The organism is Acidisarcina sp. (genome assembly GCA_035539175.1).
Taxonomy (GTDB): Bacteria; Acidobacteriota; Terriglobia; order Terriglobales; family Acidobacteriaceae; genus JANXZS01.
Window position 1 is genome coordinate 458735 of the sequence record DATLIY010000008.1, and the last position, 18783, is coordinate 477517.

An 18783-nucleotide genomic window follows, 5' to 3' on the forward strand; every position below is an offset into this window, starting at 1 on the left:
CGCTTCGCTGGACGAAAACACACGATAGAACTACGAGAAGGAAACTACCCGGAATGAGTACCACCATTGACCATTCGAAACGTCGCGCATTGGGTAAAGGACTGGAGTCGCTCCTGCCCCGCGCAACCCCCCCAACTCCCGCGCCCGTAGCGCCTCCCCCGCCAGCACCCGCGCAGGAGAGCGGCAAGCCGCGTGAAATTGCCGTCGAGCTGATTGATAAGAACCCCTTCCAGACCCGCAGCCACTTCGACGAGCAGCAGCTTGCCGAACTGGCTGCGTCGATTGCCGCTACAGGAGTGGTCCAGCCGGTTGTGGTGCGCCCCCTGCCCAACGGCCGATTCCAGTTGATTGCCGGCGAACGGCGCTGGCTGGCGTCGCAGAAGGCAGGGAAGAGTGTGATTCCCGCCATACTGCGGCAGGTCTCCGACGAGCAGGCGATGGAGATGACCATTGTCGAGAACCTGCAACGCGCGGATCTGAACCCGATCGAGCAGGCTCGTGCCTATGACCGCCTAAGCCGCGACTTCAAGATGACGCAGGAGCAGATGGCCCAGCGCACAGGCAAGGACCGGGCATCGGTCTCGAACTTCCTGCGCCTGCTCAAGCTGCCCATCGAAGTGCAGGTGCAGGTGGAGAAGGCCGAGTTGAGCTTTGGGCATGCGCGCACGCTGCTGGCGCTTGAGTCGCCGGAAGCAATCCTGAAGGCGGCCAAGAAGGTGACGGCACTCTCCATGTCCGTCCGGCAAACAGAGAGCTATGTGCAGGGACTCCTGAACCCGGAAAAGAAGAAGGATGGCGAGGGGAAGCACGATCCGCCGCTGGACCCTAACGTGAAAGAGGCGCAGGACAAACTGCAGCGTTCGCTGGGGCTGAAGGTCCGCATTGAAGATAAAAATGGCCGGGGCCGGGTCGTGATCGAGTATGCGCGGCTGGAAGACTTCGATGCCCTGATGGAAGCAATTACCGGACGGTAGAGCCCGGGACCACCTGCTGGCCGGGCTGACAGCAGGTGGCCACCCACCCCCACCCTCCTCTGCTACACTTTCCCCACTTGTACAGGAGTCGATTCGATTTGCAGATGCGCCGGTATCCTGCTCCCTATTTGTCACAACTACTGTTACTTATCATGGAGACCGCGTCCACTCACTGCTCCACACATCGAAGCGAGGAGCGCCTGAAGTGAAGACTACGCCTGTGGGCAGCAGCCAGAGCGCCGACTTAAGAGCCAACCGGGAAGCCTGGTGGAGCAGAGCAACGCCGTTCGAATTCCGCCATCGTGTGGTGATCATCGCAATCCTGTACACACTCGGCTTTGGGGCCTTCTGGAACGTTCCCGTTGGCTCGGCAACCAGTCAAACAACGTGGCTCGTTCTTTCGTCGCTGCTGGCAAGCACTCATGCTCTTGGTCTCAGTTCTGCAACGATCTTTGTAACTGCGATGGCGCTTTGTTGCGGAATCATTGGAACCGCGCTGCGGGTGTGGGGCACGGCGCATCTGGGCGCAACCACAATGACGGACGGCGACATGCGCTCCCGCAGGATTGTCGCGTCAGGCCCTTATCGTCATATTCGCAATCCGCTATATCTGGGATCGTGGCTCCTGTCGATCCCGATCCTTCTGTTGATGCCGGTTGCAGGAGCAATCTTTGTGCTCGTGGGGCTGTCGATCTTCTTTCTGCGTCTGATCGCCAGGGAGGAATTCCACCTGGGCGAAAAGCTGGGAGAGAGCTACCTCTCCTACTGCACGCGCGTCCCCCGGCTTCTCCCCACGCTGGTTGGGGGCGTGTCTCCCATGGGCGCGCAACCGCGATGGATGCAGGCGCTCCCTGCCGAGTTCTTCGCGTTGAGCTTTACTGCGTGCTTTGCGATTCTCGCGTGGCGCTATAACGCACAGTTGCTGACCCGCTGTGTGCTTGTCTGTTTCGGACTCTCGCTGATTGTGCGAGCGATGCGGAAACCGCGGTAGAGTGCAAAAGAGAGGGAGAGGCGCTTGCCTTCGCCTCTCCCTTGCATGCTGCTACCAGCCCCCGGTCCGCCATGCAGCGGACGCGGGTATTGCAGATATCACTACTTCTTCGGCGGCGCGATGACGTCCTTAGCTGCCTTGGCGACGCGGAACTTGACGACGGTCTTCGCCTTGATCTTGATCGTTTCGCCGGTCTGCGGATTGCGGCCCAAGCGAGCCTTGCGCTCTGCCTTCACCAAACGGCCGAGTCCGGGAATGACGAATACGCCGTTCTTCTTCGTTTCCTTCACTGCGGTTTCTGCGAGCAAATCAAGAAAAGCCGCAGACTGTTTGTTGGTGAGTGCGAGCTTCTCGGCCATGTGCCGGACAAGTGCTGTCTTGGTCATACCTGATGCCATGTAAATCCTCCTGGTGATGCGTATGTTCGCCGCCCCGAGTCGCGCCTATCGCGCTTTCCCCTGTTCCTCTGGAGCAGCTTTACCGCTGGCGTTCCGGGCTTATCGACCAGCATGGAAGGCTTTTTGCGTCTCTTCTGGCCTGAGGCCCGATGTGCGCGAAACCCTTTGTTCATGCGGGTTCAAAGAACCCTACCGCCGTTTACGATGCGGCTTTCAGAAATCTTTGTCAACGGCAAAAAGCCTATTTCCACAGGTTTTTTCGGCTTTTGTACCGTTTTTAACCATTTTCCTTGGTTTTTCGGCTCATTTTGCCTATCCGAAGAGGCGTCCGTCCATCGGGAACAGCACTCGCTTCCTGCGTTCCAATGCGCCGGAGAGGGGCGTATTCAGCAGGTTCACCAGTGGAGAAGCCAGGCGAAAGCGGCTCGCGATCTCACGGACGAAGCCCGGCTCCAAAGCCACCTCTGCGGGCAGTGTCGTCGATACTCCCCATTGCCGGCAAAGGATCAGATCCATCGCCGGATGCTCCCTGGGGAATCCCTTAGGCGGCCGGGTCAGGGGAAGTCCCTCGAAGAGGTCCATCCGGCTCCGCAGCTTCTTGTCCTGGAGCAGGCGCCGCGCCTCCTCATGGTGCTCTAGCAGGTAGCTTCGGATGGCCAGAAGCTGCTCACGCTCCGGCATGTAGACACCGGCGGCGATGACGACCTCTTTGGCAGAGACGTGAAAGTAAAAGCCGCCTCCCGATGTCTTCTGCAATCCAGCGTGCGACCACCAGGCAGCAACCTGGCGCTTATAGGGGCTCTTGTCAGAAGAGAAGCGCGTGTCGCGGTAGATGCGCATCATGCACTTTTCCGGCGGACACACATGGGCTGGAGAAAAATCTGCCATTGCGGTTGTGATCTGGCCGATAATCTCAAGCATGGGCCGCTTTAGCTCGCGCTCGAACTCCTCCCGACGCGGCTCAAACCACTCCCGCCGGTTATTCCGCTCCAGGCCACGCAGAAACTTCAGCGCGGCTGGCTGAAAATGGGCTGGCGGCTTTGGAGATGAGTTCCGCGTCCCATGCTGGGCCGTGGGCTTCGCCGGCGTACGGACTCTATTGCTGGCCCGGCTTGCCCCTTTCTTCTCGTGGGCTGGGGCACTTCGTTTTTCTGGCGTCATCAGGCCTGATTTTAAGACTCTTTCGACGAGTTACCTTCTGGAGAAAGCGATTTTTCGGAGCAGAGCGTTTCGTGCCGGGAGCGCACATCCAAACCCATGGTGTGGGGAGAACGCTCTGCAACCTTCGTGCAGCATCGCAAGAGCGTGGCTTCGCTCAGAATGTTCCTATGCTCCGTTTCTCTGTCACCAGTGCCGGTCGAGTTCTTCTAGCGCTCTTCGTCTTCACGCTGGCGCTCCCCGCTGGAGCGGGTGCGGGAGCCGCGCAGATTACGCTCGAACAGGCGCGCAGTGTGGCCATGCTGGTCGCGCGCCACGAGTCGATCAACGTCGATGACGCCGACACGATGGTTGACTCGATGGATGGCAACGGCTCCTTTGTCTCCGGCTACTTCAGCTTCATCTTCATCGCGGTGGATCCACACCAGCCGGGGAAGGATCGAACACTTGCCATGTACGCCGTAAACGCGCGCACCGGCGATACCTGGGAGCTGAACCTCTGCAAGCACTACTCTTTCCCGGAACTGCTGCGGGTTCAACGCGCCATTCGCAAGAAGACCGGCGCGGCGCTCGCAGATGAAGCTGCAGCGGCAAAGGTCGTTGGCTGCGGAAAGACACCAGAGACCGTAAGCAACTAGCGCGGATGCGATACAGTCACGGTTGATCCCTCGCGCCACTGGCCAGGCTTGCGGCAATCCTCGCCTATCGAATGACCAGCATCGCAGCACGAAAGAGTTCATCGAAGTCCCCGGCCGCAGCTTCGTTCTTCGTGACCACACTCTCGATTGCCTTTTGTGCCGAGGCGCGCTGATACCCGAGGTTGATCAGCGCCGACAGAACATCCTCTGCCGCAGGGCCACCAACGACGGGAACCGGTGCGGACGCCATATCCTCAAGCTTGTCTTTCAGTTCGACAACCAGTCTCTCTGCCAGCTTTTTCCCCACGCCGGGAATGCGGGTCAGCGTGGCATGATCCTGTGCGCGAATGGCAGCGACCGTGCGCTCCGGGTTCAGCCCGCTCAGGATGGTCACAGCCAGCTTGGGGCCAACCCCGTTGACCTTGATGAGGCGTTCGAAGAGACGCTTCTCGTTGAAATCGAGAAAGCCGTACAACGCCAGAACGCCCTCGGCAACCTGCGTGTAGATGAAGAGCGAAACGTCCTTGCCTTCGGCCGGGAGCGCGGTGAAGGTGGGCACGCTGATGACGACGTCGTAGCCAACACCGCCAACATCCACAATGGCCTGGCCCGGCTGCTTGGAGAAGAGCTTACCGCTCAGATGTGCAATCATTGCGGCGATTGTATCGCGGGTAGCGGGACGGACGGCGGTTCCCTGGCCGCGGAACTGTCGATGAGCTGTTGAGGAGCCAGCCCGCGACCAGCGGCCCGGCTGCACAGTACCGAGCCGCGACGCAGCTAAGCCCTGCCGCCACCTGCGATCCCCAGCTTTGTCCTGAGCGAAGCGAAGGATCTGCACATTAGCTGAGCCCTGACGTTAGCCTCGACGACGATAGAGGATCTGGAACTCGTAGCCAGGATTGGGCGGGAAGAGCCCGGCAACGTGGCGAAGCCTCTCTGCAAGAGCAGGAGCCGCCAGCAGCGGATACTCCCTCTCGCGCAGGTCGGAGTAATCGAAATCCAGCGTAAGCGAGAGCAGGTAGATGGCGATCGCATCGGAGAAGGCGGCTTCGAGGAAGCTGTTGCGGGCCTTCTCATCCACCGCGCCTTCGGAGCCGTCCGAGCGGCGGCGATCAAGGGCGCGGCGGCGATTCTCGTAGGCATCCTGGCTGGTTTCCCCGCGGACATCTGCCTCCGCCTGGGACCACACCAGATCGGCAAAGCTCTTGGGAACCCCAGCAGCCTCCACAAAATGGTGTCCGGCGTTGATAAAGAACTCAAAGGCCAGCGCAAAGCGATCCTGCATCAGGCGGGTCGAGATGAAGACACAATCCGCGCTGCCGAACTTGACGTTGCGATGGCAGATTGCACGATCGCCCAGATCCACGGTGTAGCTGGGCGCCACCAGCGTCTCGTCATTCTCGCCCAGCGTCAGCGGAACGAAGTAGTAGGCATGGTGGGATAGAGCCGCAGCCATAGACAGTGGCACAGCCTGCAGGATCTGCTCCAGATCCGCGCTAGCCGGGGTGGTTTCGCCATAAGTGGCATAGCAGATTCCGTTGGTGGCCTGCTGAACTGCGTTTTCCTGCACCACTTTGGCGGCAGGCAGTAACTCGATCTGAGCGGCTTCAGCCATAACGCTGTATTCTAACTGAGCATCAGCCTCGCTGCTTGAACAAAGGACTTGAGGATGACCTCCGAGCCAATCCATGCAGGACCAAACGCCAGCACAGCCGGAACGCACCTGACCCGCCCTGCCCGCTCCGGAAGAGTATTCGGCTTACCCCTGGGAGATTTCGGCCTGTTTGCCAGCCTTCTGATCGCGTTCTCCTCAGGATTTGTGGCCTTCTTCCTGACCACGTTCTTCGCCATCTTTGGCATCCTGTTCTACAACACTCTTGGCCACCACTCGATGGACTTTGCAATTGCCTATAAGCGGATCGCCTTTCCCGTCGGCATCGTGGTCCTGGCCGTAAGCCTTTTGTTCTTCGGGACTGTCTGGGTACGGCGAAAACTCTCAGGAGACTAGCCGTGGCAATCGTGTCCATACCGCCAGAAGCGCTGCTTGAGGATGCTACTCATGACAGCCGTTTCGTGGAGCACCACCGGGATTGGTGCCTTCACCTTGAGGCGGGGGATATTCTTCTTTTTCCCAAGACGCCAGTAAAGATACCGGCGGAAGACCTTGACTTCCTGCTCAGCCAGCACCAGGCGGCAAGCGGACTGCACAAAAACATTGCCTACAAACCGGGAAAGGACCTGCTGACGGGGATCGACTCCAAGAGCATGCCGCCGCAGGCGATCGAGCGCCTCCACTCCATCCTGCGCGCTTACTCTCTCGCCGTAACCGATTTTCTCCATGGCTTTCTGGCGCCATACCAGGCTCGATGGGAGCTGGATTACGCCAGCTTTCGCCCGGTAGAGGAACAGGGCCGCGATCTGCCCCTGCATCGCCGCAATGACCTGCTGCACACCGATGCGTTTCCCACCCGGCCAACGCAAGGTGCGCGCATCCTGCGCTTCTTCAACAACATTAACCCCACGCGCACAAGAGACTGGATTGTTGGGGATCCCTTTGGCGAGATCGTCGGAACCTATGCACCGCGGGAGATTCCGCTTCCCCACCCGAAGAGCCTTGCGGTTCAGACGCTGGATTCGCTGGGGAGGGCTCTGGGGCTAAGCCGGATTTTACCCGCGATTCAGCGCTCGCCCTATGACGAGTTCATGCTGCGCTTCCATAATTTTTTGAAAGAGAATTCGGTCTACCAGGCCACCTGCGCAAAGACGCACATCGAATTCCCTCCCGGCTCAAGCTGGATGGTCTACACCGACACGGTTCCCCATGCTGTACTGTCGGGCCAGTTCGCGGTGGAGCAGACGTTTCTGGTATCGCCTGAGGCGCAACTCGACCGCTCCAGTTCACCGGTCGCAATCCTGGAGCGAATGACCGGCAGCCGGCTCCGCTAGAGCCGGCCGGTACGTAGCGGACCGAAACCTGGGTCTTGTGAGATCAGTACTTGCTATGAAAGACGAAGCTGTTGATGTCGGGCCAGAATTCCTTCACGAGATTGGAGGCGCCATCGAGTCCGATCTGCACCAGCCACCTCTGCCCGGTCTTGGTCCAGGTGCGGTACGGGCTGGGATAGTAGAGGCCCGAGATGCCTGACGCCGCCCCATTCCCAACGATCTCCGAGATGTTCAGCGTATTGTGCGCCGAGTTGGTTGCAGTCAGGTCGGAGCGGGTGATCGCGAGGCGGCTGACGGAGTAGATCGAGCGTTTGACGATTCCTCCGTGTCCCAGCGTGTAATAGCGGGGATCTTCATGGAGGGCGCTAGGCAGCACGGCTTCCGTCAGGATGTTTCCGTCAAGATTGTCGGCGAACTGGTGCCAGTAGTAGCGTCCGTAACCGACACCACCATGACCAAACTCGGGGTAAGAATTCTGCGCATCGGAGATGCCAGCGAGGATGCCGACATAGATGAACGAGGAGTAGTCGAAGCTGTCCTCAAGCATCAGCTTGAACTTCTCCTTGGAGGACTGTGGAGGAAGTTTTTCATCCGCCGAGACCGATCGGAAGTTCGGAACAATGAAGAGAATCCGCTTGGTCTGCTTACCGTCCGTAACCGTAGATGCGGGTGCGGTGGATGTCGATGACGAGATCTGCTGCGCCGAGTCCGAAGAGGAAACACCAGGAGCATCCGGCAGCTCTGCGACCTCGATTGGCTCAGCCTTTTGCGCGTGCAGACGCATCGGCACCGCAGCAAAGAGTAAAAGAAAAGCCGCGCCTGCAACTTCTCGTAGGATCGCCTGACGACTGCGTTGGATTCTAATGACTATTTCCTTTCGATCGCGGCCCGGAGAAGGGGCCCTTGTCTCAGCGCAAAGTACTCAAGCGGCTGAATGAAAAGTGTGTACTCACTTTGCTTTAGACGTAAAAAGCTGCATCTCGTTGCATTTTCTTAGGCGAAAAAGCAAGCAGGCCCATCTGTTATTTATAACAACCCTGCCAAGGGCATAACAGCGCACGCGGCGTGGCATTTTTTGCGCTGTAGGGACACGCATCTCGACGAAGCCGCTTTAAGTCAATATCCTGAAAGAGACTTCACAACGGCACAAACTATGAGTTCATCCGAAAATACGATCCAAAATACAATCGCCAAAGATACAATCCAGGTTCAACTGCCCGACGGCACGGTCAAATCGTTTCCCGGTGGCGCGACCGCCTTTGACGTCGCCTACAGCATCTCGCCGCGTCTTGCCGCTGCTTCCGTAGTAGCACGCATTAAGCCGCTGCACACCACAGCAGCGGAAAGCCACACAACCGAGACGGCAGCCACCGAAGAATCCATGTATGCGGCGAACGATCCCGATGCGGAAAGACTCGTAGACCTGAGCGCACCGCTTCGCACGGATGTCGAGCTCCAGTTGCTCACGGAAAAGGATCCGGAGTCGCTGCAAGTCGTGCGTCATTCCGCGGCTCATGTGCTGGCTACAGCAGTCCTCGAACTCTTTCCCGAAACAAAGCTGGGACACGGACCGGCAACCGATGCGGGCTTCTTCTATGACTTTTACCGGCCCACGCCGTTCACCCCCGACGACCTGAAGGCGATTGAAGCGAGGATGGCCGAGATCGTCGCACGCGACGAGAAGTTCGTCTGCGAACACGAGCCTCGCGAGAAGGGGCTCCAGGAGTTCCAGGCCGACAACGACTTCATGAAGGTTCACTTTGTCGAGAAGTTCACCAAGCCCGGCGAGGAGATTTCGCTCTATCGCAATGGCCGTTTTGTGGACTTCTGCCGTGGGCCGCATGTTCCTTCCACGGGCCGCGTCAAGGCGTTCAAAGTGCTCAGCATCGCTGGAGCCTATTGGCTGGGCGACGAAAAGAATCCGCAACTCCAGCGTATCTACGGCACCGCATTCTTCTCGCAGAAAGAGATGGACGCGCACTTCGCGCGGCTGGAAGAGGCGGCCAAGCGCGACCATCGCGTAATCGGCAAACAGATGGATCTCTTCTCCATTCAGGAGCTGGCCGGGCCGGGGCTCATCTTCTGGCATCCCAAGGGCGCCATGATCCGCAAGATCATGGAGGACTGGATGCGCGAGGAGTGCATTCGGCGCGGGTATTCGCTGGTCTACACTCCGCACGTAGCACGCGTGAACCTGTGGCAGACCAGCGGCCACGAAGGCTTCTACTCGAACAATATGTTCACGCCCATGAAGTTGGACGATGCAGACTACCGCATGAAGCCGATGAATTGCCCCTTCCATATCCTGATCTACAAGAACTCGCCAAAGAGTTATCGCGATCTTCCGGTGCGCTATGCGGAGTTGGGCAACGTCTATCGCTACGAGCTTTCAGGAACGATGCATGGCTTGTTGCGCGTACGTGGCTTTACGCAGGATGACGCGCACATCTTCTGCACGCCCGAACAGGTGGAAGACGAGGTCGTAGCCTGTATCGACTTTGCACAATCCGTCCTCGAAACCTTCGGCTTCAAGGAATTCAAGGTGGAGCTCTCGACGTGGGATCCGAAGGATCGCGCCCACTACGCGGGCAGCGACGATAAGTGGGATCTCGCCATCCACTCGCTGGAACACGCACTCGAGCGGAAGCAGATTCCCTATAAGACGATTCCCGGCGAAGCCGCATTCTATGGCCCCAAGATCGACATCAAGCTGGTCGATGTCCTGGGCCGTTTGTGGCAGCTCTCCACCGTGCAGTTCGACTTCAATCTGCCGGCACGCTTTGAGCTGGAGTATGTCGGGGAGGATGGCGAGCGGCATCAGCCGGTGATGGTTCACCGCGCACTGTTCGGCTCGGTGGAGCGATTCTTCGGCGTGCTCATCGAGCATTACGCTGGCGCATTTCCGCTGTGGCTTGCTCCGGTGCAGGTGGGATTGGTGCCCATCAGCGAACGGCATCTCGCCTACGCGGAAAAGATACAACAACAGTTACAGAATGCCGGAATCCGCGTGGAACTGGATGGCCGCAACGAAAAGATGAATGCGAAGATCCGCGATCTCACCATGCAGAAGATTCCCTACATTCTCGTAATGGGCGATAAAGAGGAAGCTGCTGGTTCCGTCAGCGTCAGGACACGAGCCAAGGGGGACCAGGGCTCGGTGCCCTTCGCGGAGTTCCTTGGCCGCATCGAAGCCCTGATTGCAAGCCGGTCAACGGATCTCTAAGCGGAACGGGCGAATGCCAAAGTTGAAGCATAGCGGGAAGCAAATCGCAGCGAGAGCTTCGGCTCTTATCGGCTAAAAGCAATTTGCATCCCGCACGATGTCCGCTCCTAAGGGGGTCTTCAGTGGGTCAGCGATTTCAGGAACTTTCGGAAAGCCACATTCAATTCATCTCTGAGCAGAAGATATTTTTTGTAGGCACCGCGACGGAAACCAGCCGAGTCAACGTCTCCCCAAAAGGCATGGATACCTTTGCCGTACTGGATAGCAAACGTATTGCCTGGCTGAACGTGACCGGCAGCGGCAACGAAACGTCGGCTCACATCCAAAACAATCCGCGCATGACGATCATGTTCTGCGCCTTTGAAGGCAAGCCTCTCGTCTTAAGGCTCTATGGCCGTGCAATGGTTGTTCATCGCTCTGACCCAGAGTGGGACGAGTTAATTCGCCTCTTCAAACCATTCCCCGGCGCTCGCCAGATCTTCAGTGTTGCCGTTGACTTGGTACAAAGCTCTTGCGGCATGTCGATTCCGTACTTTGACTATGTCGGCGAACGAGAGCTGCTGAATGACTGGGCCACGAGAAAGGGCGAGGATGGAATGCGCCAATACTGGGCGACAAAGAATCAGGAAAGCATTGATGCGATCCCGACCAATATTGTCGCCAAATCAGGCTAGGTATCCCCACGCCGCTATTGGCCGACTCCATTCTGAAACACCTATCCTTACGCCATTGCAGTTCAGCGCGCAGGCGAGCCGTATTGCTCCTCGATCCAGCGCTGGTAATCGCCAGAGAGGATCTGCTCTACCCAGGGCCGGTTGGCAAGATACCACTCTACCGTCTTCCGCATGCCCGTCTCGAAGCTCTCGCGTGGCCGCCAGCCTAGCTCCCTGGCAATCTTTTCGGCATCAATCGCGTAGCGGCGATCGTGGCCCGGCCTGTCCTTCACAAACGTGATGAGCGAACGATAGGAACCGGCCGACGGATTGGGCCGGAGTTCATCCAGTAGAGCGCAGACGGTCTCCACCACCTGCAGGTTAGTCTTCTCGTTATTTCCGCCGATGTTGTAGGTTTCTCCCGGCCTTCCCTCCTCCAGCACAACGCGAATCGCCTCACAGTGATCGCCCACATAGAGCCAGTCGCGCACGTTCTGCCCGTCTCCATAAATCGGCAGTGGCTTCCCGGCGAGAGCGTTGAGCAGAATCAACGGAATCAGCTTCTCCGGAAACTGGAACGGACCGTAGTTATTGGAGCAGTTGGTGGTGAGCGTCTTCAATCCATAGGTGTGGTGATAGGCGCGAACCAGGTGATCCGATCCAGCCTTCGATGCCGAGTAAGGGCTGTTGGGAGCGTAGGGTGTCTCTTCAGAGAATGCCGGATCCTCTGGCCGCAGCGATCCATAAACCTCGTCCGTGGAGACGTGGAGGAAGCGAAACCGCTCCTGCTCACTTGCCTGCAGCGTGCGGAAGTATGCAAGCGCCTCCTCCAGCAGAGCGAAGGTTCCGAAGACATTGGTCTGGATGAATTCCTCTGGCCCGAGGATGGAGCGGTCCACATGGCTCTCCGCTGCAAAATGGACGATGGCCCGCGGCTGGTATTTCGCGAAGAGATCGTGAACGCCGGCGCGGTCACGGATATCTCCACGAGCAAATACGTGGCGATCGTCGTCTGCAAGCTCGGCCAGGTTGCCGGGATTTCCCGCATAGGTGAGCTTGTCAAGATTGACGACCTGCGAGCCGCCGCTTCGGATCCACTGGCAAACAAAGTTGGAGCCGATAAATCCGGCGCCGCCGGTAACGAGAATGCAATCGCGCATGATGAAGGATCCTGGTGTTGATCTAAATCTTTGCCGCCTGGCGTACTTCGATCTCCCGCAGAACAGCGGCTGTTGCCGTCTTCCAGTCGCTCAATCGAAAGCCAAAGGTCTGCTCGAACTTCGTATTGTCGAGAACGGAATTCTTCGGCCGCCGCACCGGGGACGGATACTCCATTGCAGGAACAGGCAGCAATCGCTTCGCCTTGCGATCCGGCATCGCATCCAGGATCGCCTCTGCAAATCCGTACCAGGAAGTGCTGCCCGCAGCGGTCATGTGGTAGAGGCCCGCAGGAAATTGATCCTGCTTTGTGTGTGCATACTGCTGGACCAGACGCGCCGTCGCACGCGCTATCTGTCCTGCGCTGGTCGGCGCTCCCATCTGGTCGCAGACAACCTTCAACTCTTCGCGCTCCTTCGCCAGCCTGCGCATCGTGAGAAGAAAATTGTTGCCGCGGGAGCCATACACCCAACTCGTACGCAGCAGCAGGTAGCGTCCTCCCGTCTGCGTTACGGCGCGCTCGCCCTCCAGCTTGCTGGCTCCATACACGTTCAGCGGAGCGGGCTCGTCCGTCTCAACATAGGGGCCTAGCTTCTCGCCGTTGAAGACGTAATCGGTGGAGTAGTGGACGAACATTGCGCCGAGCTTCCGGGCCTCTTCCGCCAGCACCGCCGGAGCCGTGGCGTTGATGGCTCTCGCCAGATCCGCATGCGTCTCGGCATCATTGACCGCGGTATAGGCCGCGGGATTGACCACCACTAAAGGGCGAATGTCGGCCACCAGGGCACGCACCTCTTCGGCAGAAGCCATGTCGCACATTGCCCGGTCGGCGGCCACAACCTCACCCAATTGCCGAAGCAGCGGAGCAAGTTCGCTTCCCACCTGCCCAGTGCTTCCAGTCAGCAATATACGCATCCAACGATCCTCTCAGGATTCCTCTCAGGCAAAAACCGGCGCATCCCGCAACAAGGCCCCTGCCTTGTCTTTGGAGGAGATGATTGGCGTTCCGTCGATCGGCCACGGAATGGCCAATTCCGGATCGTTCCATAGCAGTGAGCGCTCATGGGCGGGCGCATAAAAATCGCTCGCCTTGTAGAGCACATCCGCCGTCTCCGAGAGCACGACGAATCCATGAGCAAAGCCTTCAGGAATCCAGAAGATTCGCTTGTTCTCCGCGGAAAGCTCCTGCCCTACCCATTGCCCAAATGTCGAAGAGCTGCGCCGAAGATCGACGGCGACATCCCAGATCGAACCGGCGACCACGCGCACCAGCTTCCCCTGGGGCTGCTGCAACTGATAATGAAGTCCGCGCAAAACTCCGCGGCTGGAGCGCGAGTGATTATCCTGCACGAAATCCCGATCGAGTCCCAGATCGTGGAATTTGCGCTGATTGTAGCTCTCCAGAAAGAAGCCGCGCTCGTCTCCGAATACCTCCGGCTCGAAAACCAGCACCTCGGGAATCTTCGTCTTTAAAGCCTTCATCTGCTCCCCAGGTGGGCTGAAAATGCGTTCTTCTCTTCCACGATCTTGAAGAGATACTGGCCGTAGCCGTTCTTCTCATTTTCGGCAGCCAGCACAAGAAGCTGGGCAGTGTCGATGTACCCCTGCCGCCAGGCAATCTCTTCCGGGCAGGCGATCTTGGTGCCTTGCCTCTTCTCTACCGTCTGGATGAACATCGAGGCGTCCAGCAGCGATTCATGCGTGCCGGTATCGAGCCAGGCGTAGCCGCGGCCCATCAACTTCACATTCAAGGTTCCCGCTTCAAGATACAGCCGATTCAGATCCGTAATTTCAAGCTCGCCTCGCTTCGAGGGGCGGAGCGATCTGGCGTATTCCACGACCTTGTCGTCATAGAAGTACAGCCCGGTCACGGCAAAATTCGAGCGCGGATGTCCGGGCTTCTCCTCAATGCTGATGGCTTTGCCTTGCGGGTCAAACTCAACCACGCCATATCGCTGGGGATCATTGACCAGGTAGGCGAAGACGGTCGCGCCCTGCACCTTGTTGGCAGCCTCGCGAACGAGGTTCGAGAAATCATGTCCATAGAAGATGTTGTCGCCCAGCACCAGCGCGGCACAGCTCCCGCCGAGAAACTCCTCACCAATCAAAAACGCCTGCGCCAGTCCATCGGGACTCGGCTGCACGGCGTACTGCAGATGCAATCCCCACTGCTGCCCGTCTCCAAGCAGTTGCTGGAATCGAGGTGTGTCCTGCGGGGTGGAGATGATGAGGATCTCACGAATCCCCGCGAGCATCAGGGCGCTCAGCGGGTAGTAGATCAAAGGCTTGTCATAGACCGGAAGAAGCTGTTTGGAGACCGCCTTCGTTGCCGGATAGAGTCGAGTGCCGGAACCGCCAGCGAGGACAATTCCCTTCATCGGCTTAGAACTCGTCTGCAAAGTACTCAAGGTCACCTGGGTGATTTTCCTGTCCGCGCAAAGCGGGAAAGTCTCCGACTTGTTTGCACATAACCGCATCGGGCGCGAATCAACTCAACGCCGGAAACACTGTGAGAATACCACGATGCGTATGGCTCCTCTGACTTCGCCATCCCTGCAGCTGCCGTCTTGCTGCCTGCCGTTCCTGCTATGGCACAGCTTCCTGCTTCGGAACTACTTTTGGATAGAGCGCATTGCTTCTATATAGAGTTACGTGGCTCATTTCCCTTGCGATGGCCGCTACAGGAGCTCCACTCCAAACCGCGAGCCTCTTGCCTCTCCTTCCAAAGCTCGAAGTTTTCCACTAGAGTTACGTAATACTTCAAATGGACAACCTACTGGAAACCAAAACCGACACTCAGGGTCAACCCAAGTCTTTCGCCTCATCGTCTGGTGAGATGTTCGAGGAATACTTTGTCCCTGGCAGAAGCTGGAGCTTCAAGAAGCATGACCTGCTCGATGCACGTGCTCGCAGGCTCTTCGAATCCACCGCGCTCGGCTGCGCCGCGGATGCCTATCCCTTTCAGATTCCGCTGCAGAGCATGTCCGGGCCTATTGTTCAGGCAGATGGACATGAAATGCTCCTGCTGTCGTCTTACGACTATCTGGGGTTGATCGGCGATCCCCGGGTGAACAAGGCGGCCATCGATGCTGTGAATACCTATGGCACCGGCACCGGGGGAGCGCGACTGCTCACCGGGACTTTGGATCTGCACCGCCAGCTTGAGAAGGAAGTCGCGGAGTTCAAGGGGACCGAGGCAGCCATTACCTTCAGTTCCGGCTACCTGGCCAACATCGCGGTAATTACCTCCCTCTTTGGCCCCGCGGATCGCGTGATCGCAGACGCCCTGTGCCACCGGAGCCTGATCGATGCCTGCCGGATGGCCGGCGTGCAGATTCAGCGCTTTCGTCATAACGACCCCGAGTCGCTGCGAAGCGAGATCCAGAATGGTTCTACGGCCAATCGGACGCTCATCATCTCCGATGGCGTGTTCTCCATGGATGGCGACATCTGCTGCCTGCCGGACCTGATCGCGATCAAGAAGGAATTCGGCTGTTTCCTGCTGATGGACGATTCGCATGCGACGGGCGTGCTTGGAACCCACGGCACCGGTACCGATGAGCACTTTGGCATTCCCGCCTCGGAGGTCGATCTCTGGACCGGGTCGCTGGCCAAGTCCATTCCTTCCAACGGCGGCTTTGTTGCGACCACGCAGGAGATGGCGATCTTTCTGCAGCATGCCGCAGCGCCGTTCATCTTTTCGGGATCGATTGCCGCTCCCGCAGTAGCTGCGGCACGCGCCGGGCTGGCTGCGATCAAGAGCGATCCGGAGCGGTTGGCACGCTTGAAGCACCATGCCAACTTCCTGCGCAGCGGGCTGCAGAGCCTGGGCTACAACACGGGACTGTCCGAGACTCCGATCATCCCCATCCTGCTGGAGGATGAAAGGGCCACAGCGCTGTTTGCGAGAAAGCTCAGGAATTACGGGATCCTCGCCAGCCCCGTCATGTTCCCCGCAGTAGCCCAGGGAACGGCGCGGCTTCGACTGTGCGTGACGGCGGCGCACACCCAGGAACACCTGGAGTTCGCGCTCGACGTCTTCCAGAAGATGCTGCAAAGCTGATATGTCCGTTTTCCTCACAGGGGCCAGCGGATTTCTGGGGGGGAGACTGGCCGAAGTGCTGGTTGCGCGAGGAGAGGAGGTAGTCGTCCTCGCTCGCGCCAGCGCCGACATGCGGCACCTCTCGCATCTCCCCCTCCGTATCGTTCGCGGAGATCTGGGCGACCTGCCCACCCTGCGGCAGGCGGTTCGCGACGCAAGCCAGATCTTCCATTGCGCCGCTTGCTCCACAGACTGGGCACCGCTAGACACCTACTACGCGGCGAATGTAGCCGGCACGAAAAACCTGCTCCTGGCGGCGCGGGATGCTGCCAGCCTGCAGCGATTTGTGCACGTCAGCACCAGCGATATCTACGGCTATCCGCGCGTTCCGTGCGCAGAGTCGCAGCCGATGAAGAATATCGGGCTGCCCTACAACAGCACCAAGTGCCAGGGGGAAGTCGCCGTCTGGAACGAGCGCGAGCGGTCTGGCCTGCCCATCGTGATTCTTCGTCCCGCAACCATCTACGGGCCACGGGGCAAGGCGTTTGTCACGGATATCGCGGAGCTGCTGCAGCAGGGATGGATGGCTACCATCGATTCCGGCAAAGCCCCCGGCGGATTTGCGTATGTCGATAACGTTGTCGATGCGATGCTCCAGGCAGCCACAGTTCCCGAGGCGGAGGGAGAAGCCTTTAACATCGCGGATGGGACCGGGGCCACCTGGGCGGACTATCTCTCTCTCTTCGCGGCAACCCTCGGCACCCGTCGACCGCGGATCAATCTCCCTTTCCGGGTTGCGATGTCAGTTGCCCGGGCAATGGAGTTTCCTTACACCCATTTGAGGTTTGGCGGACGGCCGTTGCTGACGCGTCACGCGGTCTATCTGCTGGGACTGAATCAGGAGTTTCCCGTAGAAAAAGCACGGCGTATCCTCGGCTTCTCTCCCAGAGTTGGCCTCGCAGAAGGAATCGACCGCTCCATCGCATGGTTGAAGGCTTGCGGACAGGCCTAGCAGCTCAGGCGTTTGGCAAAGCCTTGAAGGCCAACACTGCGTTCAACCCACCAAAGGCAAAGGAGTTAGAGAGGCAAGCTTCCACCGACACCCGGCGAGCCTGGTTGGGAATGACGTCAAGATCGCAGGCAGGATCCGGAGTGGTGTAGTTCATCGTCGGCGGCAGCACCCCATGTTGCAGGGCGAGCACGCTGGCAACCGCTTCCAGAGCGCCCGCGGCGCCCAGCGTATGCCCATGCATGGACTTGGTGGAGCTGATGGCGAGGCGATCGGCGTGGCTGCCAAAGGCGGAACGAATCGCGGCAGTCTCCGTGCGGTCGTTCGCCTCCGTCCCGGTCCCATGCGCATTGATGTATCCGATCTGCTCCGGCGCCAGGCCAGCATCGCGCAACGCGGAACGTATCGCCAGCGCAGCCCCCTCCGAAGAGGGTTGCGTAATATGGCAGGCATCGGCTGACATTCCAAAACCGACGATCTCCGCGAGCGGGCGAGCACCGCGCGCCAGAGCCGCCTCCAGCGGCTCCATCACCAGCATGGCGGCGCCTTCACCCAGAATCATTCCGCAGCGATCCGCGGAAAAGGGGCGGCAGGTGTCCTTGCTGATCACGCGCATCGCCTCCCAGGCCTTCAACGATCCCAGAAACAGGGGGGCTTCGCTTCCTCCGGCAATGGCCATTGGAGCCATTCCGGAACGAACCATCCAGAAAGCCTGCCCTATGGCGTGGGCCGATGAGGCGCATGCGGTCGAGACCGTATAGGCCGGTCCATGGATCCCATATTTCATGGAGATGTGGCTGGCACCGGCATTGCTCATGCCGAGGGGGATGGTCAGCGGGTGAACCCGCGATCTTCCGTGATGGAACAGCTCCCAGTAGCCAGCTTCCTCAGCAGCGCGGCCGCCCAGACAGGAGCCGGTGACAATCGCCGTGCGCTCCTGCAGATCCGGGGTCCACTCGATGCCCGACTGTGCCACCGCTTCCCCGGCGGCAGTCAAGGCAAACTGCGCGAAGCGGTCCATGAAGGCCAGCTCCTTGGCTGAAAATTTCTCTTCGGGAACGAATCCGCGCACCTGGGCGGCGTACTTGAAGCGTACCTCTCCCCGTGTCGGGTCGATGCAGTCGATGGGGCTGATGCCGCTGCGCCCGCCCTCGAGTGCTGCCAGGAATTCCTGCTGGTTCCGTCCGATTCCGCAGATCGCACCAACGCCTGTGATGACCACCCGCTGCATGTCAGCCTTCAGAAGAAGCCGCTTCCTTCGCCGCTAACAGGTGCGAAATCCCGGCAACCATCTCCCGAACGTTTGTAACCTGCTTCGCCTCCTCGTCATCGATCTCGATGTCGAACTCGCTCTCCAGATCAAACAGGATGTTCAGCCGGTCCAGAGAATCGATCCCCAGCTCTTCAAAGGTGCTCTCGGGTCGCACGTTCTCCAGTGGAATGCGACGGGTGGTTCCAATAACTCTTACGACTCGATCCTAAACTGATTCGGACATAGACCCTTTGGCGAAATAAAATTCACAGAACGTTCTCTGAAGATACTCTCGTAGGGGGCAATTTTCTACCCTTTCCGTCGGGCAGCGGCCCTGAAGG

Annotated in this window: 19 protein-coding genes and 1 pseudogene; 9 read left to right on the forward strand and 11 right to left on the reverse strand. The window is 58.9% G+C overall.

All coding sequences use genetic code 11. The features are described from left to right. Positions 1–53: 53 nt before the first annotated feature. Together VM554_09965 and VM554_09970 are read left to right on the forward strand one after the other, a co-directional pair. Positions 54–974 carry a ParB/RepB/Spo0J family partition protein gene (locus tag VM554_09965; GenBank protein ID HVJ08699.1) on the forward strand — a complete coding sequence of 307 codons (921 nt, stop codon included), beginning with the start codon at positions 54–56 and terminating at the stop codon, positions 972–974. Between the two features lie 205 nt (positions 975–1179). Then, the gene (locus VM554_09970) at positions 1180–1965 is read left to right on the forward strand and encodes an isoprenylcysteine carboxylmethyltransferase family protein (GenBank protein ID HVJ08700.1); all 786 of its coding nucleotides are present in this window, start codon (positions 1180–1182) and stop codon (positions 1963–1965) included. Positions 1966–2066: 101 nt separating this feature from the next. On the opposite strand, the gene VM554_09975 is transcribed toward VM554_09970, so the two are convergent. Further along, positions 2067–2363 (reverse strand): HU family DNA-binding protein, encoded by a 297-nt coding sequence (locus VM554_09975; protein ID HVJ08701.1) that lies wholly within the window; start codon positions 2361–2363, stop codon positions 2067–2069. A gap of 312 nt (positions 2364–2675) precedes the next feature. Beyond that, on the reverse strand, positions 2676–3524 hold the full coding sequence (locus tag VM554_09980; protein HVJ08702.1) for a DUF2461 domain-containing protein: 849 nt from the start codon (positions 3522–3524) through the stop codon (positions 2676–2678). A gap of 167 nt (positions 3525–3691) precedes the next feature. Here VM554_09980 and VM554_09985 point away from each other — a divergent pair, with 167 nt between their 5' ends. After that, positions 3692–4159, forward strand: a complete 468-nt coding sequence (locus VM554_09985) for a hypothetical protein (GenBank protein ID HVJ08703.1) — start codon at positions 3692–3694, stop codon at positions 4157–4159. A 64-nt stretch (positions 4160–4223) separates the two neighbouring features. Here VM554_09985 and ruvA read toward each other — a convergent pair whose 3' ends face one another. Together ruvA and VM554_09995 are read right to left on the reverse strand one after the other, a co-directional pair. Beyond that, entirely contained in the window at positions 4224–4811 is a 588-nt protein-coding gene (gene ruvA / locus VM554_09990) for a Holliday junction branch migration protein RuvA (GenBank protein ID HVJ08704.1), read from the reverse strand. Between the two features lie 204 nt (positions 4812–5015). After that, entirely contained in the window at positions 5016–5774 is a 759-nt protein-coding gene (locus tag VM554_09995; GenBank protein HVJ08705.1) for a hypothetical protein, read from the reverse strand. A 54-nt stretch (positions 5775–5828) separates the two neighbouring features. On the opposite strand from VM554_09995, the gene VM554_10000 reads away from it, so the two are divergent. Together VM554_10000 and VM554_10005 are read left to right on the forward strand one after the other, a co-directional pair. Further along, positions 5829–6167, forward strand: a complete 339-nt coding sequence (locus VM554_10000; GenBank protein ID HVJ08706.1) for a hypothetical protein — start codon at positions 5829–5831, stop codon at positions 6165–6167. 2 nt (positions 6168–6169) lie between these two features. Continuing rightward, positions 6170–7105: a Kdo hydroxylase family protein gene (locus VM554_10005; protein ID HVJ08707.1), complete on the forward strand. Its 936-nt coding sequence runs from the start codon at positions 6170–6172 to the stop codon at positions 7103–7105. A 43-nt stretch (positions 7106–7148) separates the two neighbouring features. On the opposite strand, the gene VM554_10010 is transcribed toward VM554_10005, so the two are convergent. Then, a complete protein-coding gene (locus VM554_10010; protein ID HVJ08708.1) occupies positions 7149–7889 on the reverse strand; it encodes a hypothetical protein in 741 nt (246 codons plus the stop codon). Positions 7890–8258: 369 nt separating this feature from the next. Here VM554_10010 and thrS point away from each other — a divergent pair, with 369 nt between their 5' ends. Together thrS and VM554_10020 are read left to right on the forward strand one after the other, a co-directional pair. Continuing rightward, complete coding sequence (gene thrS / locus VM554_10015) at positions 8259–10328, forward strand: threonine--tRNA ligase (protein HVJ08709.1); 2070 nt, start codon at positions 8259–8261, stop codon at positions 10326–10328. 122 nt (positions 10329–10450) lie between these two features. Continuing rightward, complete coding sequence (locus tag VM554_10020) at positions 10451–11002, forward strand: pyridoxamine 5'-phosphate oxidase family protein (GenBank protein ID HVJ08710.1); 552 nt, start codon at positions 10451–10453, stop codon at positions 11000–11002. Between the two features lie 62 nt (positions 11003–11064). Here the strand turns inward: VM554_10020 and rfbB are convergent, their stop codons facing one another. The 4 genes from rfbB to rfbA are packed head-to-tail and all read right to left on the reverse strand — an operon-like array spanning position 11065 to position 14553. Next, positions 11065–12141 (reverse strand): dTDP-glucose 4,6-dehydratase, encoded by a 1077-nt coding sequence (rfbB, locus tag VM554_10025; protein ID HVJ08711.1) that lies wholly within the window; start codon positions 12139–12141, stop codon positions 11065–11067. Positions 12142–12163: 22 nt separating this feature from the next. Further along, entirely contained in the window at positions 12164–13054 is an 891-nt protein-coding gene (rfbD, locus tag VM554_10030) for a dTDP-4-dehydrorhamnose reductase (protein HVJ08712.1), read from the reverse strand. 24 nt (positions 13055–13078) lie between these two features. Next, positions 13079–13621: a dTDP-4-dehydrorhamnose 3,5-epimerase gene (rfbC, locus tag VM554_10035; GenBank protein ID HVJ08713.1), complete on the reverse strand. Its 543-nt coding sequence runs from the start codon at positions 13619–13621 to the stop codon at positions 13079–13081. Further along, positions 13618–14553, reverse strand: a complete 936-nt coding sequence (rfbA, locus tag VM554_10040; GenBank protein ID HVJ08714.1) for a glucose-1-phosphate thymidylyltransferase RfbA — start codon at positions 14551–14553, stop codon at positions 13618–13620. Before rfbA ends, rfbC begins: the two co-directional genes overlap by 4 nt. A gap of 350 nt (positions 14554–14903) precedes the next feature. On the opposite strand from rfbA, the gene VM554_10045 reads away from it, so the two are divergent. Further along, positions 14904–16202: an aminotransferase class I/II-fold pyridoxal phosphate-dependent enzyme gene (locus VM554_10045; protein HVJ08715.1), complete on the forward strand. Its 1299-nt coding sequence runs from the start codon at positions 14904–14906 to the stop codon at positions 16200–16202. A gap of 1 nt (position 16203) precedes the next feature. After that, positions 16204–17193 (forward strand): NAD-dependent epimerase/dehydratase family protein, encoded by a 990-nt coding sequence (locus VM554_10050; GenBank protein HVJ08716.1) that lies wholly within the window; start codon positions 16204–16206, stop codon positions 17191–17193. 4 nt (positions 17194–17197) lie between these two features. Here VM554_10050 and VM554_10055 read toward each other — a convergent pair whose 3' ends face one another. After that, positions 17198–18421 carry a beta-ketoacyl-[acyl-carrier-protein] synthase family protein gene (locus VM554_10055; protein ID HVJ08717.1) on the reverse strand — a complete coding sequence of 408 codons (1224 nt, stop codon included), beginning with the start codon at positions 18419–18421 and terminating at the stop codon, positions 17198–17200. Between the two features lies 1 nt (position 18422). Next, positions 18423–18653 (reverse strand): annotated as a pseudogene (locus VM554_10060) (phosphopantetheine-binding protein). Positions 18654–18783 lie beyond the last annotated feature (130 nt).